This is a genomic window from Stenotrophomonas sp. STEN029, assembly GCF_056760015.1.
In genome coordinates, this window is sequence record NZ_JBRREC010000064.1 from 14727 (window position 1) to 29342 (window position 14616).

Annotated in this window: 12 protein-coding genes and 1 pseudogene; 10 read left to right on the top strand and 3 right to left on the bottom strand. The window is 63.6% G+C overall.

From position 1 onward, the window contains the following. Positions 1–35: 35 nt before the first annotated feature. Both ACVOLI_RS14035 and ACVOLI_RS14040 read right to left on the bottom strand, forming a co-directional pair. Positions 36–2405 (bottom strand): annotated as a pseudogene (locus tag ACVOLI_RS14035) (3-hydroxyacyl-CoA dehydrogenase/enoyl-CoA hydratase family protein); the annotation flags it as partial. A gap of 34 nt (positions 2406–2439) precedes the next feature. After that, positions 2440–3093, bottom strand: coding sequence for a TetR/AcrR family transcriptional regulator (locus ACVOLI_RS14040; protein ID WP_282267645.1), 654 nt, complete (start codon positions 3091–3093; stop codon positions 2440–2442). Positions 3094–3302: 209 nt separating this feature from the next. Here ACVOLI_RS14040 and ndk point away from each other — a divergent pair, with 209 nt between their 5' ends. From ndk to folD, 10 genes are all read left to right on the top strand, one after another. Continuing rightward, positions 3303–3728, top strand: coding sequence for a nucleoside-diphosphate kinase (gene ndk / locus ACVOLI_RS14045; RefSeq protein ID WP_057628193.1), 426 nt, complete (start codon positions 3303–3305; stop codon positions 3726–3728). A 15-nt stretch (positions 3729–3743) separates the two neighbouring features. After that, complete coding sequence (rlmN, locus tag ACVOLI_RS14050; RefSeq protein ID WP_282267646.1) at positions 3744–4949, top strand: dual-specificity RNA methyltransferase RlmN; 1206 nt, start codon at positions 3744–3746, stop codon at positions 4947–4949. A 10-nt stretch (positions 4950–4959) separates the two neighbouring features. Continuing rightward, positions 4960–5727 (top strand): type IV pilus biogenesis/stability protein PilW, encoded by a 768-nt coding sequence (pilW, locus tag ACVOLI_RS14055; RefSeq protein ID WP_481614897.1) that lies wholly within the window; start codon positions 4960–4962, stop codon positions 5725–5727. 6 nt (positions 5728–5733) lie between these two features. Continuing rightward, positions 5734–6576, top strand: a complete 843-nt coding sequence (locus ACVOLI_RS14060; RefSeq protein ID WP_481614890.1) for a helix-turn-helix domain-containing protein — start codon at positions 5734–5736, stop codon at positions 6574–6576. Positions 6577–6631: 55 nt separating this feature from the next. Then, positions 6632–7273 carry a YfgM family protein gene (locus ACVOLI_RS14065; protein ID WP_481614891.1) on the top strand — a complete coding sequence of 214 codons (642 nt, stop codon included), beginning with the start codon at positions 6632–6634 and terminating at the stop codon, positions 7271–7273. Next, the gene (bamB, locus tag ACVOLI_RS14070) at positions 7273–8469 is read left to right on the top strand and encodes an outer membrane protein assembly factor BamB (protein ID WP_481614892.1); all 1197 of its coding nucleotides are present in this window, start codon (positions 7273–7275) and stop codon (positions 8467–8469) included. Before ACVOLI_RS14065 ends, bamB begins: the two co-directional genes overlap by 1 nt. 12 nt (positions 8470–8481) lie before the next feature. Continuing rightward, complete coding sequence (der, locus tag ACVOLI_RS14075; protein WP_481614893.1) at positions 8482–9882, top strand: ribosome biogenesis GTPase Der; 1401 nt, start codon at positions 8482–8484, stop codon at positions 9880–9882. A gap of 472 nt (positions 9883–10354) precedes the next feature. Then, entirely contained in the window at positions 10355–11494 is a 1140-nt protein-coding gene (gene moeB, locus ACVOLI_RS14080) for a molybdopterin-synthase adenylyltransferase MoeB (RefSeq protein ID WP_481614894.1), read from the top strand. 80 nt (positions 11495–11574) lie between these two features. Then, positions 11575–13434 (top strand): monovalent cation:proton antiporter-2 (CPA2) family protein, encoded by a 1860-nt coding sequence (locus tag ACVOLI_RS14085; RefSeq protein ID WP_481614895.1) that lies wholly within the window; start codon positions 11575–11577, stop codon positions 13432–13434. Between the two features lie 62 nt (positions 13435–13496). Next, positions 13497–14396, top strand: coding sequence for a bifunctional methylenetetrahydrofolate dehydrogenase/methenyltetrahydrofolate cyclohydrolase FolD (gene folD / locus ACVOLI_RS14090; protein WP_282267661.1), 900 nt, complete (start codon positions 13497–13499; stop codon positions 14394–14396). On the opposite strand, the gene ACVOLI_RS14095 is transcribed toward folD, so the two are convergent. After that, on the bottom strand, positions 14393–14616 hold a 224-nt coding region (locus tag ACVOLI_RS14095), incomplete at its 5' end, for a hypothetical protein (protein ID WP_481614896.1). The two genes, folD and ACVOLI_RS14095, sit on opposite strands and share 4 nt — an antisense overlap.

Consider the following 14616-nt stretch of genomic DNA (forward strand, 5'->3'; position numbering starts at 1 on the left):
GCGCGGGCACCGCCCCCCCCCGGCCCCCGGCCACAGTTCCGCAGCGGCTTGCCGGTGGTCAGCATGTGCGCGATGCGGGCCTGGGTCTTTTCCTGCTGGGCCAGTTCGACGAAGTGCTTGCGCTCCAGGGTCAGCAGCCACTCTTCGTCGACCACGCTGTTGCGGTCGACCTTGCCGCCGCACAACACGGTGGCGATGCGCTCGGCAATCTCATAGTCGTAGGGGCTGATGAAGCGGCCTTCCAGCATGTTGACCAGCATCATCTTGAAGGTGGCAATGCCAACGTCGCCGGCCACGCGGATGCGACGTGCCGGCATCGGCGGACGGTAGCCGCCTTCGGCCAGCGCGGTGACTTCGGCCTTGGCGATGTGCAGCAGCTCGAAGCTGTTGAACACGACCTTGTCGGTGCCGCGCATCAGGCCCAATTCCTTGGCGTTGACCGCCGAGTTGGAGACCTTGGCCATGGCAACCGTTTCGAAGGTCTTCTTCAGTTCGGCGAACACGTCGCCGTCCGGGCCAGCTGCCTGCGAGGCGCGCACGGCGATTTCCTTCAGGCCGCCACCAGCAGGCAACAGGCCGACGCCGGCCTCCACCAGGCCGATGTAGCTCTCCAGCGCCGCAACCGACTTGGCCGCATGCATCTGGAATTCACAGCCGCCGCCAAGCGCCAGGCCGCGCACCGCGGTGACAACCGGCACGGTTGCGTATTTGATGCGCTGGCTGGTGCGCTGGAAGTTGGCAACCATCGCCTCGAACTCGGCGAACTTGCCAGCCTTCAACGCGCCCAGTGCGCCGGACAGATCGGCGCCGGCAGAGAAGGGCTCCTTGTTCTGCCAGATCACCACGCCCTTGAACTGCTTCTCGGACAAGGCAATCGCGTGCTGGATGCCGTCCAGGACCTGGTCGGAGACGGTGTTCATCTTGGTCTTGAAGCTGATGACGCCGATGCCATCGCCGTCGGTCCACAGACGGATGCCGTCGTTCTCGAACACGGTTTCGCCCTGCGCGAATTTCTCGCCCAGCAGTGCGTCCGGGAAGCGCTGGCGCTGGTACACCGGCAACGACGAGCGCGGCATCAGTGCGTTCTGCGACGGGCTGTAGCTGCCTTCGGCGGCATGCACACCGTCACGGCCGTCCAGTACCCAGGCCGGCAGCGGGGCATTGCTCATGCTCTTGCCGGCCGCGATGTCGTCGGCGATCCACTGCGCCACCTGCTTCCAACCGGCAGCCTGCCAGGTCTCAAACGGGCCCAAGGACCAGCCGTAACCCCAGCGGATGGCCAGGTCGACGTCGCGCGCGGTTTCGGCGATGTCGGCCAGGTGGTAGGCGCTGTAGTGGAACAGGTCGCGGAAGGTCGCCCACAGGAACTGAGCGTGCGGGTGCTGGCTTTCGCGCAGCTTGGCGAACTTTTCGGCCGGGTTCTTGATCTTCAGGATCTCGACCACTTCCGGTGCGGCGACGCGGTCGGCCGGACGGTAGTCCTGCTTCTCAAGGTCGATGACCATGATGTCCTTGCCGACCTTGCGGAAGATGCCGGCGCCGGTCTTCTGGCCCAATGCACCCTTGCCGATCAGCGCGCCCAGCCATACCGGCGCGTTGAAGTACTTGTGCCACGGGTCGTCGGGCAGGGTGTCGCCCATGGTCTTGATGACGTGGGCCATGGTGTCCAGGCCGACCACGTCGGAGGTGCGATACGTAGCCGACTTCGGGCGGCCGACCAGTGGCCCGGTCAGGCCGTCCACTTCGTCAAAGCCCAGGCCGAACTGCTGGGTGTGGTGGATGGTCGACAGGATCGAGAACACGCCGATGCGGTTGCCGATGAAGTTCGGGGTGTCCTTGGCGTAGACCACGCCCTTGCCCAGGTTGGTGGTCAGGAAGGTTTCCAGGCCTTCCAGCACCGACTTGTCGGTGGTCTTGGCCGGGATCAGCTCCGCCAGGTGCATGTAGCGCGGCGGGTTGAAGAAATGCACGCCGCTGAAACGGTGGCGGAGTTCTTCCGGCAGCACGTCGGCCAGCTTGTTGATGCCCAGGCCCGAGGTATTGGAGGCCAGTACCGCGTGTTCGTTCACGAACGGCGCGATCTTCTTGTACAGGTCCTGCTTCCAGTCCATCCGTTCTGCGATGGCTTCGATGATCAGGTCGCAGTCGCGCAGCTGCTCCAGCCCGGAGTCGTAATTGGCCGGGGTGATGGCTTCGGCCAGCGCCTTGCTGGCCAGCGGGGCCGGGCTCAGCTTGCCGAGGTTGGCGATGGCCTTGAGCACGATGCCGTCGGCAGGACCTTCCTTGGCGGCCAGGTCGAACAGCACGGTGTCGACGCCGGCATTGGTCAGGTGGGCGGCGATCTGCGCACCCATGACGCCTGCGCCAAGTACGGCGGCGCGGCGGACAAGCAGGGAATTGGACATATCGATAAACCTTTGGTCTGCGATGACGGTTGGATCAGGGAACGACGGGGGAGGTCGGATTACGCACGCTGGCGCGGAACCCGGCTTCGGCGAAATGGATCAATTCCTGCGCGGCCTTGCTGCGGTGCTCGGCCTCGCTGATGTTGTGGGGGCGCTTGATCAGCCCGAAATCGGCCATGGCATAGGTCAGCGAACCGGCCAGGAAGTCCAGGCGCCAGTACAGCTCTTCCTTGCTCAGGCCCGGGATGCAGGCGTCGATGGCCTTGCCGAACTCGCGCAGCACATGGCCGTAGTGGTCGGACAGGAACTTGCGCAGGTTGTCGTTTTTCTCCGCATAGGCGCGGGCGATGACGCGGACGAAGGCGCCGCCGCTCTGGCGGTCCTGGGCCAAGGCCAGGGCGGGCTCGACGAAGGCTGCCAGTACTGCACGCAGATCGCCGGGCTGGCTGCTGCGTGCCAGCTGCAGCTGGCCCAGGCGGGCGGCGGTCATCTCGTCCATGCGACGGCGGAACACTTCATTGACCAGGTTGTCCTTGGACCCGAAGTGGTAGTTGACCGCAGCAATGTTTACATCGGCGTGACTGGTCACCTGGCGCAGTGAAGTGCCGGCAAAGCCGTATTGGGCGAACAGTTCCTCGGCCGCGCCGAGGATGCGGTCCTTGGTGGAGAAGCTGGCGGGTTTGCCCATGGCTGGCTCAATCAATCAAACGATTGTTTGGATCCTACGCCCGGCCGCCCGCCTGGGTCATGCTGCGGCGCAGCATCATTCATCTGCCGCTGTGCAAACGTCGGGGTCACCCGGTAGAATTAGCCACCGCAATTCAGGCTAAGCCCGCGTCCGCACGCGGGTTTTTTCATGTACCCTCGGGCCGACCGGCCCACTACCGGAGAATTTCCATGGCGCTCGAGCGCACTCTTTCCATCATCAAGCCCGACGCCGTTGCCAAGAACGTGATCGGTGAAATCTACGCCCGCTTCGAAAAGGCCGGTCTGAAGGTTGTCGCTGCAAAGTACAAGCAGCTGTCGCGCCGTGAAGCCGAAGGCTTCTACGCCGTGCACCGCGAGCGTCCGTTCTTCAACGCGCTGGTCGAGTTCATGATCTCCGGCCCGGTGATGATCCAGGCCCTGGAAGGCGAGAACGCCGTCCTGGCCCACCGCGACCTGCTGGGCGCCACCAACCCGAAGGACGCAGCGCCGGGCACCATCCGCGCTGATTTCGCTGATTCGATCGACGCCAACGCCGCCCACGGTTCGGATTCGGTCGAGAACGCAGCCAACGAAGTGGCTTACTTCTTTGCTGCCACCGAAGTGGTTTCGCGTTAATTAGAGGTTGAAGTCGTGAACGAGGTCGTACAGACACCCGCCATCCAGCCGTTGCCGAAAACGGCAGCCACCGCTGGCAAGCAGAACCTGCTCGACCTTGATCGCGCGGGCCTGGAAAAGTTCTTCGTCGAAACCCTCGGCGAGCAGAAGTTCCGTGCCCATCAGGTGATGAAGTGGATCCACCATCGCTACGTCACCGATTTCGACCAGATGACCGACCTCGGCAAGTCGCTGCGCGCCAAGCTGCAGCAGCATGCCGAGGTCGTCGTCCCGAACATCGTGTTCGACAAACCCTCGAACGACGGCACCCACAAGTGGCTGCTGGCGATGGGCGTGGATGGCAAGAACGCCATCGAAACCGTCTACATCCCCGACAAGACCCGCGGCACGCTGTGCGTGTCCTCGCAGGTCGGCTGCGGTTTGAACTGCACCTTCTGTTCGACTGCTACCCAGGGTTTCAACCGCAACCTGACCACCGCCGAGATCATCGGCCAGGTGTGGGTTGCCGCGCGCCACCTGGGCAACGTGCCGCACCAGATGCGCCGTCTCACCAATGTGGTGATGATGGGCATGGGCGAGCCGTTGATGAATTTCGACAACGTCATCCGCGCCATGAGCATCATGCGCGATGACCTGGGCTACGGCCTGGCCAACAAGCGGGTGACCTTGTCCACCTCGGGCCTGGTGCCGCAGATCGATCGGCTGTCGGTCGAGAGCGATGTGTCGCTGGCGGTGTCGCTGCATGCGCCAAACGACGAGCTGCGCGAAACGCTGGTGCCGCTCAACAAGAAATACCCGATTGCCGAGCTGATGGCTTCGTGCGCGCGTTACCTGCGCGGCAACAAGAAGCGCGACTCGGTGACTTTTGAATACACCTTGATGAAGGGCATCAACGATCAGCCTGAGCACGCCCGCCAGCTGGCACGGCTGATGCGCCAGTTCGATAACGCCGTGCAGGCCAAGGATTCGGGCAAGGTCAATCTGATTCCGTTCAACCCGTTCCCGGGTACGCGCTATGAGCGCTCGGACGAGGAGCAGATCCGTGCATTCCAGAAGATCCTGCTGGATTCACAGGTGTTGACCATGGTTCGCCGCACCCGTGGTGACGACATCGATGCCGCCTGCGGCCAGCTCAAGGGCCAGGTGATGGATCGTACCCGTCGCCAGGCCGAGTTCAATCGCCTGCTGCAGGAACAGGAAGGCGGGGATGCGGTCGCCTGATCGCTGGCTACTGCTGTTGGTCCTGCTCGCGCTCAGTGCAGGGTGCGTGCGGGACAAGCTCACGATCGAACGCCCGCAGATCATGGCGCCGGATTACAGCGTCAAGCAGGACAAGACCGCGCACAAGCGGATGCGTTACCAGGAGCTTCTGCGCCTTTCCGGTGATCGCTTCGGGCGCGGGCAGCTGGACGAAGCCCTGCAGTTTGCGCGCTCAGCACAGAAGCTGGAGTCCGGATCGCCTGACGCTTACACCATGCAGGCGGTGATTGAGGGGCAGAAAGGCAACGCCGAGGCGGCAGGTGTGCTGTACCGCAAGGCAGCCGAGCTCGCTCCGCAGCAGGGCGATGTACTCAATAATTACGGAGCTTGGTTGTGTGGCAGCGGCCACCCGGCAGAGGCTCTGGTCTGGTTTGATCGGGCCTTGGCTGATCCGAACTATGACGGGCGCGCAGATGCCCTGGCCAATGCTGGCGGCTGCGCCCTGGATGCGGGGCAGCGTGAACGGGCCGAGGACAATCTTCGCCAGGCACTGGGATTGGCGCCGGACAATGCTTATGCGCTGGAGGCCATGACCCGCAATGAAGTGCTGCACGGTCGCTATTTTGAGGCCAGGGCCTTCTACCAGCGGCGTTTGGCGGCTGCGCCGGCCACGGTTTCCGTGTTACAACTTGCCATTCAGATTGAAGAGCGACTCGGCGACAGGACGGCTGCCGGTCGGTTCCAGCAGCGGTTGCGCGAAGAGTTTCCTTCGCCAGCAACCTCGAATCCCCAAGGCTGACGCATTGTGATCAACGATCCGGGTGTAAATGCTTTAGATGGTGTAGTGGGTTGTGGTGAGCAGCTGCGCAGGGCGCGTGAGGCCGCCGGTTTGTCGTTGGACCAGGTTGCCGCCCAGTTGCGCATGCCGCAGCAGGTGGTTGCCGCGCTGGAAGCCGAAGAATGGTCGCGCTTGGGTGCATCGGTGTTCGTGCGTGGTCAGCTGCGCAGTTACGCGCGCCTGTTGAAGGTCGACCTTGGGGGCTTGCTGGAACAGGCGCGGATCGCGCCGGTCGAGCCGCCCAAGCTGGTCAGTCATACCCACACCCCGCGGTTGAAGCGTGCGGCCGAGAATATCGGGCGTCGTGCCGTGTACGTGGTGATCACGGCGGTACTGGCGGTGCCGGTCTGGTATGTGATCAGTGGCAGTTCCAATAGCGCCCCGCCCAGCACCGCTTCGCTGGATGCGGTACCGGCTCCTGTCGCCGCTGCCGTCGGGCAGTCGGTCGCGCCTGTTCAGGCGCCGGCAGCGGCACCGGTTGCAGATACCGGTCCTTACATCGCCTCGATGGCTCCCATGGCGCGGCCGGCGGCGGCTGCTGCTCCGTCGGCACTGACCCTGAATTTCAAGGGCGACAGCTGGGTGGAGATCTCCGCTCCGGATGGCACCACCGTCGAAAAAGCCTTGATACGCGCCGGTGAGAGCCGCAGCTTCACCGCAGGTCAGGTGGGGCGCATGGTGCTGGGCAATGCGGCCGAGGTCGAGGTTCAGCAGGCGACGGGTAACGTCGACCTGGCGCCGTACAAGCGCGGCAATGTGGCCCGCTTTACGGTATCCTCTGAAGGCTCCGTGGCGCCGGTTTCGCACTGAAACCAGGCGTTGAACAAAACAACAAGGCTCCCCGCCAGGGTGAGCGAGAGTACGCATGGCGATTGACGACCTGCTCGACGAGCACGAACAAAGCGAACGTGTCCGCACGTGGCTGCGCAAGAATGGCGCCGGGATTATCGGCGGAGTAGTTCTCGGCATTGGTGCTATTGCCGGTTGGCAGTGGTGGCAGAAAGAGCAGGTCGGCAAGCTTGCCGAGGCCAACGTCCGTTACGAAGCCGTCTCTCGCAGCCTGCAGTCCAAGAATCTGGACGAGGCGGCCAAGGAGGTTGCGGCGTTGGGTGGTGGCAAGGCCAGCATCTATGCTGACCTGGCATCGCTGGAACTGGCCAAGGCCCAGGTCGAGGCGGGCAAGTACGAGGACGCGATCAAGACCCTGCGTGCGCTCAAGACCGAGGGTGAGTTCAAGGCCTTGATCGACCAGCGCATTGCGCGCCTGTTGATTGAAACCGGTAAGCCACAGGACGCAGCGACCCTGCTGGGCAAGGCTGACGACAGCGCGGGTCTGGAGATCCGTGCTGACGCCCTGATGGCGCAGAACAAGCGTGATGAAGCGCGCGAGCTGTACACCCAAGCGCTGGCCAAGCTGGACGTGGCTGCACCGCAGCGCCGCTTGCTGGAAACCAAATTGATGGACGCCGGCGGCACCGTGGCTGATCCTGCAGCGGAGAAGAATTGATGAAGTTCAAGCAAGTTGCAGGCGTTGCCTTGATGGCAGTGGCATTGACCGGTTGTTCGACGGTCAAGGGTTGGTTCGCGGGCAAGGACGCGGAGGCCAAGAAGGCGCTGGAGCCTGCTGAGCTGACCAAGTTCGAGGCCAGCGTCAAGGTCGACAAGATCTGGTCGGCGAACGTCGGCAAGGGCGAGGGCCGTATCGGCCTGCGCCAGGCGCCGATCGTGGCTGACGGCCGCGTATACGCGGCGGCGGTGCAGGGGGGCGTTCACGCGCTCGACCTGCAGACCGGCAAGCAAGTCTGGGAATACAGCCCGGCCAAGGAAAAGAAGAAGCCCAAGCTGCGTCTTTCCGGTGGCCCGGGCGTTGGTGACGGCCTGGTGGTGATCGGCACGCTGGACGGGCAGGTGATTGCGCTGGACGCGGCCAATGGCAACGAAAAGTGGAAGTCCAAGGTCACCGGCGAAGTGATCGCCGCGCCGGCCGTGGCACAGGGCCTGGTGTTCGTGCGCAGCAATGACGGCCGCACCACCGCGCTGGACGCTGCCACCGGCGAACAGCGCTGGTTCAACTCGCAGGAATTGCCGTCCTTGACCGTGCGTGGCAACGCGCCGGTGGTGACCGGCCCGGGCGTGCTGTTCATCGGCAACGACGACGGTACTCTCGCCGCGCTGGCGATGCAGGATGGTCGCCCGTTGTGGGAACAGATGGTGGGTACGCCGGAAGGCCGTACCGAGCTGGAACGCATGGCTGACATCGATGGTGCGCCGGTGCTGGAAGGCAATACGCTGTTTGTGACCAGCTTCAAGAACGAGACCATGGCCATTGAAGGCCCGACCGGTCGCCCGATGTGGTCGCGTGACCACGGCGGTGGCGGTGGTGTTGCGGTGTCCTCGGGCAATGTCGTGGTCACCGATGGCAAGGGTGTGGTGTACGGGCTGGACAAGACCTCCGGCTCGGCAATGTGGTCACAGCAGGCGCTGGCGCGCCGCTCGCTGACCGGTGCCGCCATCCAGGGTGACTATGCCGTGGTGGGGGACTACAAGGGATATCTGCATTGGCTGCGGTTGAGCGATGGCGAACTGGCAGCGCGTGAGAAGAGCGGTGGTGATGCTCTGCTGGCGCAGCCGGTCGTCGCTGACGGCATCTTGCTGGTGCAGAACGTTGATGGAAAGCTGACCGCATTCCGGTTGGCCCAATAAGGAGTCATAGCGATGCTGCCTTTGGTCGCCCTGGTTGGACGACCGAACGTCGGTAAGTCCACCATTTTCAATCTGTTGACCCGTACGCGCGATGCGCTGGTACATGACCAGCCGGGTGTCACCCGCGATCGCAACTACGGTGTTTGCCGTCTAGATGAGGACAATCCCTTCCTGATCGTCGATACCGGTGGTATCGCCGGTGAAGAGGAAGGGCTGGCTGGCGCCACTGCGCGCCAAGCCCGAGCCGCCGCCGGTGAGGCGGATCTGATCGTATTTGTTGTTGACGCGCGTGATGGCACGTCGGCCCTGGATGACGAGATCCTGTCTTGGCTGCGCAAGCTAGCGCGGCCTACCTTGCTGTTGATCAACAAGATCGACGGTACGGACGAACATGCCGTTCGTTCGGAGTTCTCCCGCTATGGCTTCAGCGAGATGCTGACTGTCTCTGCCGCGCACCGGCAGGGCATCGATGATCTGGTTGAAGAGGTTGTCGGTCGCCTGCCGGAAGAAGGCACGGCCGAGACCCTGGACAACGATCCGAACCGCATCCGCATCGCCTTCGTTGGCCGCCCCAATGTGGGCAAGTCGACGTTGGTGAACCGCATCCTCGGTGAGGAGCGGATGATCGCCTCGGAAGTGCCCGGCACCACCCGCGATTCGATCGCGGTGGATCTGGAGCGCGACGATCAGCTGTACCGCTTGATCGACACCGCCGGCCTGCGTCGCAAGTCGCGCGTGGACGAAGTGGTGGAAAAGTTCAGCGTGGTCAAGACGCTGCGCTCGATCGAGCAGTGCCAGGTGGCGGTGCTGATGCTGGACGCCCACGAAGGCGTGACCGATCAGGACGCAAGCGTGCTGGGTGCGGTGCTGGATGCTGGCCGTGCCCTGGTCATTGCGATCAACAAGTGGGACGGCTTGAGCGAGTACGACAAGCAGCAGGCCGAGACCCTGTTGTCGCTGAAGCTGGGCTTCGTGCCGTGGGCCGAGAACGTGCGGATTTCCGCGCTGCATGGTTCGGGCCTGCGCGAGTTGTTCAAGGCGATTCACCGTGCGCATGCCTCGGCGACGCACGAGTTCAGCACGGCCGAGGTCAACAAGGCGCTGGAAATCGCCTATGAGACCAACCCGCCGCCGAGCATCCGTGGTCACGTCTCCAAGCTGCGTTATGTGCATCCGGGTGGCAGCAATCCGCCGACCTTCATCGTGCACGGTACGCGCCTGAAGGAACTGCCGGATTCGTATAAGCGCTATCTGGAGAACTTCTTCCGCAAGCGCTTCAAGCTGGTGGGTACGCCGGTGACCTTCCTGTTCCGTGAGGGTGCAAACCCGTACGAAGGCAAGAAGAATGTGCTGACGGATCGGCAGGTCAAGGCCAAGCGGCGTCTGATGAAGCACGTCAAGGGCCGGAAGTGATTCAGGCCCGGGGCGCGGTTCAAGCGTACTGAGTGATGTAGACGAAAGCGGCCGAAAGGCCGCTTTTGTTTTTGATGCATTGAGTGGGAGTGCGTTCGGTACGGGCGAGGTTCCCAATAAATGATTTCGTCATTCCCGCGTAGGCGGGAATCGCTCTGGCCTTGGAGTTTGCTTTGGCCCTTGATCTGGCTCTGGCCGCGGTCGTGGCTATGGCTCCTCACTGGTAGTGACTCGTCATTCCCGCGTAGGCGGGAATCGCTCCTGCTCTTGCCTTTGAAGTGGCGTGGAGGCAATTGGGATGGTAGGGGCCCGGCAGGGGGGGGCAAGGTGCTCAAGCAAGGGCTTTAGCAAGATCCCAAACAAGATCCCAAGCAAGAGCGATTCCCGCCTGCGCGGGAATGACGAGCTAAAAAGTCAAAAAAGCCAAAAAGCCGATTTCTCTCTTCTTTTCCGTTTGACTGATAATCCAGCCATGAGCATCCGCGAACTGACCCCCGAACAGGCCCGTCTCCGCCACGCAGATGGTGCATTGCTGATCGACGTGCGCGAGGCGCACGAGCGGGCAGGTGGCATGGCCGAAGGTGCAATCGGCGTCGCTAAGGCAGCGCTGCTGGCCAGTCCTGCGTTGCACCTGCCAGCCCCCGACCGCGAAATCCTGCTGATCTGCCAAAGCGGCAAGCGATCGGCGGACGCCGCGCAGGCGCTGCGGGATGCCGGCTACACCAATCTGGCTTCGGTAAGTGGCGGCACCGTCGCCTGGCGGACAGCAGGTCTGCCCTTGGTTCAGCCGATGCTGGATGCCGGTGAGCGCGACTTCTACGACCGTTACTCGCGGCACCTGCTGCTGCCGCAGGTGGGCGAAGCTGGCCAGCGCCGCTTGCAGCAATCCCGGGTGCTGGTGCTTGGTGCAGGTGGCTTGGGTGCGCCGGCAGCGTTCTACCTGGCTGCAGCGGGGGTAGGCAGGCTGCGGATTGTCGATGACGACGTGGTCGAGCGCAGCAACCTGCAGCGGCAGATCATCCATACCGAAGCCTCCTTGGGCACGGCCAAGGTGGACTCCGCGCGGCAGCGGCTATTGGCGCTGAACCCGCGCATCGAGGTGGAGGCGGTCGCTGAGCGCGTCACCTCGGCCAACATCGATGCCCTGTTGCAGGACGTGGACGTGGTGCTGGATGGCTCTGACAACTTCCCGCTGCGCTACCTGCTCAACGATGCCTGCATCAAGCACGCCAAGCCCTTGGTCTACGCCGCGATCGAACGCTTCGATGGGCAGGTCAGTGTGTTCGACGCGGGTCGCCAGCGCGGTGTCGCACCGTGCTACCGCTGCCTGTTCCCGGAGCCGCCACCGCCTGAATTCGCGCCCAACTGTTCCGAGGCCGGCGTGCTGGGCGTGTTGCCGGGGCTGGCGGGGATGATGCAGGCGACCGAGGTGTTGAAGCTGCTGCTGGATATCGGTGAACCGTTGACCGGGCGTCTGCTGCGTTTCGATGCCCTGCAGATGCGCTTCCGCGAAACCCGCGTGCATGCCGACCCGGCCTGTCCGTTGTGTGCCCCAGACGCGCCATTCCCCGGATATATCGACTACGCAGCGTTCTGTTCGCATTCGCCATGAGGTGAAATGCCGTAGGCGCTGATCGGTTCTGCAGCTTTTTTGCTTTATCGTTCACCTGGACGATTACAAGGTGATGTGGCATGGCAGCGGAATCCTCGCAGGAATTGGTAAAGGTAGTTGCCCTGTTGGGCGCTGCGGTGGTGGCTGTGCCCTTGTTCAGGCGCCTCGGCCTGGGCTCGGTGCTGGGGTACTTCGTCGCTGGCCTGGCTATCGGCCCGTTCGGCTTCGGCTGGTTCTCCGATCCGCAGGCCATCCTGCATGTGGCCGAGTTGGGCGTGGTGATGTTCCTGTTCGTGATCGGCCTGGAAATGCGGCCGTCACATCTTTGGAGCCTGCGCGGCGAGATCTTTGGCCTGGGCACGGCGCAGATCGTGACCTGTGCGCTGGTGCTGACCGGCGTCGCGATCCTGTTCGGCTACCGCCCGCAGATTGCCTTCATTGCTGCCGCTGGTTTCGTGCTGACCTCCACCGCGGTGGTGATGCAGCTGTTGGGTGAGCGCGGTGACCTGACCCTGCCATCCGGGCAGAAGATTGTTTCCATCCTGTTGTTTGAGGACCTGTTGATCGTGCCGCTGCTGGCCGTGGTTGCGTGGATGGCACCGGCGCAGATCGGGGCGCACGAAGGTTCGCGTTGGGCAAGCATCGCCATCGGCGCGGGCGCCATTGTTGGCCTGGTGCTGGTCGGACGCTATCTGCTCAATCCCTTGTTCCGCATCCTTGCTGCCGCCAAGGCGCGCGAAGTGATGACAGCGGCAGCGTTGCTGGTGGTATTGGGGGCGGCGCTGTTGATGCAGCTCGGTGGGCTGTCGATGGCGATGGGTGCGTTCCTGGCCGGCGTGCTGCTGTCCGAATCCACCTTCCGTCATCAGATCGAAGCGGATATCGAGCCGTTCCGCGGCATCCTGCTTGGCCTGTTCTTCCTCAGCGTCGGCATGGCCCTGGATCTGTCGGTGGTGGCGGCCAACTGGAAGGTGATCGCGCTGCTGGTGCCGGCAATGATGCTGGCCAAGGCGGTCTGCATCTACGGCGTGGCGCGGGGGATGGGCAGTGATCATCGGCAGGCGCTGGATCGCGGCGTGCTGATGGCGCAGGGTGGCGAGTTCGCGTTCGTGTTGTTCGCGGCAGCGGCAACCACGGGCGTGATCGATGCCAAGGTCAACGCCAACCTCACCGCCGTCGTGGTGCTGTCGATGGCGCTGACGCCGCTGTGCATGCTGGTGTATCGGCTGCTGGTGAAGGAGGGGCAGGTCTCCGCCGATGATGTGGATGCAGCTGACGGGCTCACCGGCAGCGTGCTGGTGATCGGCTTCGGGCGCTTCGGCCAGGTGTCCAGCCAATCGCTGCTGGCGCGCGATGTGGACGTCACCATCATCGACAACGATATCGACATGATCCGCAGCGCCACCCGGTTCGGGTTCAAGATCTATTACGGCGATGGCACGCGACTGGATGTGTTGCGCGCCTCCGGTGCTGAAACAGCACGCGCGATTGCGGTCTGCGTGGATGATCGGGTTGCCGCGGATCGCATCGTCGAGCTGGTGCGGCATGAGTTCCCGCTGGCCAAGCTGCTGGTGCGCTCGTTTGACCGCGAGCATTCGTTGTCCTTGATACATGCCGGCGTGGATTTCCAGATCCGCGAAACCTTCGAGTCGGCGGTGGAGTTTGGCCGTGCGGCGCTGATGCAGCTGGGCGTGGATGAAGATGAGGCCGATGTGGTCGCGCGTGAAATCCGTCGGCGCGACGCCGAACGTTTCGAGCTGGAAATGGCTGGCGGCGGGCTGCAGGCTGACACCGGGCTGATGTACCGCAATACGCCCGGAGCACCGACGCCGACGCCGTTCACCCCGCCGCGACGTGAAGCGCGTCCGCTCAATCCTGACGCCATTGCCGGGGCAGCGGAGCCGGCCGCCGCCGATTCAGGCGGGGCGACGGGACCATGACAAGGTGTGGCGATGGCCGGAATCAGGGACAATAGCCGCCCCCGTGTTCACCGCCATGCCCCATGACTGTCCTCGCCGACGCCTCCACGCAGACCTCCCGCATCCTTGATGGCCGCCGCATCGCCGAGGAACTGCTCGACGATTTGAAGGTGCGCGTCGACGCCCGCCTGGCTGCTGGCGGCGCCCGGCCCGGCCTGGCAGTGGTGCTGGTGGGTGGTGACCCGGCGTCTTCGGTGTACGTGCGCAACAAGCGTCGCGCGGCCGAAAAGGTCGGCATCGAAGCCTTCGACTACGATCTGCCGGAAGGCACCAGTGAGGCCCAGTTGCTGGAGCTGATCGATCAGCTCAACGCTGATCCCAAGATCCACGGCATCCTGATCCAGTTGCCGCTGCCGGGCATTCCCGATGCCAATCGGCTGATCCAGCGCATCGATCCGCGCAAGGACGTGGATGGTTTCCACCCGCAGAACGTGGGTCACCTGGTGCTGCGCGAGTTCGGCCTGCGCCCGTGCACGCCGCGTGGCATCACTACGCTGCTCGGCCATACCGATCAACCGGTGCGTGGCCGCAACGCCACCATCGTTGGTGTCAGCAACCATGTCGGCCGGCCGATGGGGCTGGAGCTGCTGATCGCCGGTTGCACGGTGACCAGCTGCCACAAATTCACCCCCAAGGACGTGCTGGAGCAGGCCGTGCGCAACGCCGACATCCTGGTCGTCGCAGTAGGCATTCCGCAGCTGATCCCGGGTGAATGGGTGAAGCCGGGCGCGGTGGTGATTGATGTCGGCATCAACCGCCTGGATGATGGTCGCCTGGTCGGCGATGTCGGCTTTGAAGCGGCAGCGCAGCGCGCCAGCTGGATCACCCCGGTGCCGGGTGGCGTTGGCCCGATGACGGTGGCCACGCTGATGCAGAACACGATCGAGGCGGCCGAGGCCAGCGCTGAGGGTTTGAAGTTCTAAGCTCCTGTAGTGCCGAGCCGTGCTCGGCTGAGGCTTTCCCCGTACAGCATCAGCGTAGTGCCGAGCCATGCTTGGCAGAGGCTTTCCTCGTACAGGATCAATGTAGTGCCGAGCCATGCTCGGCAGAGGCTTTCCTCGTACAGGATCAATGTAGTGCCGAGCCATGCTCGGCAGAGGCTTTCCTCGTACAGGATCAATGTAGTGCCGAGCCATGCTCGGC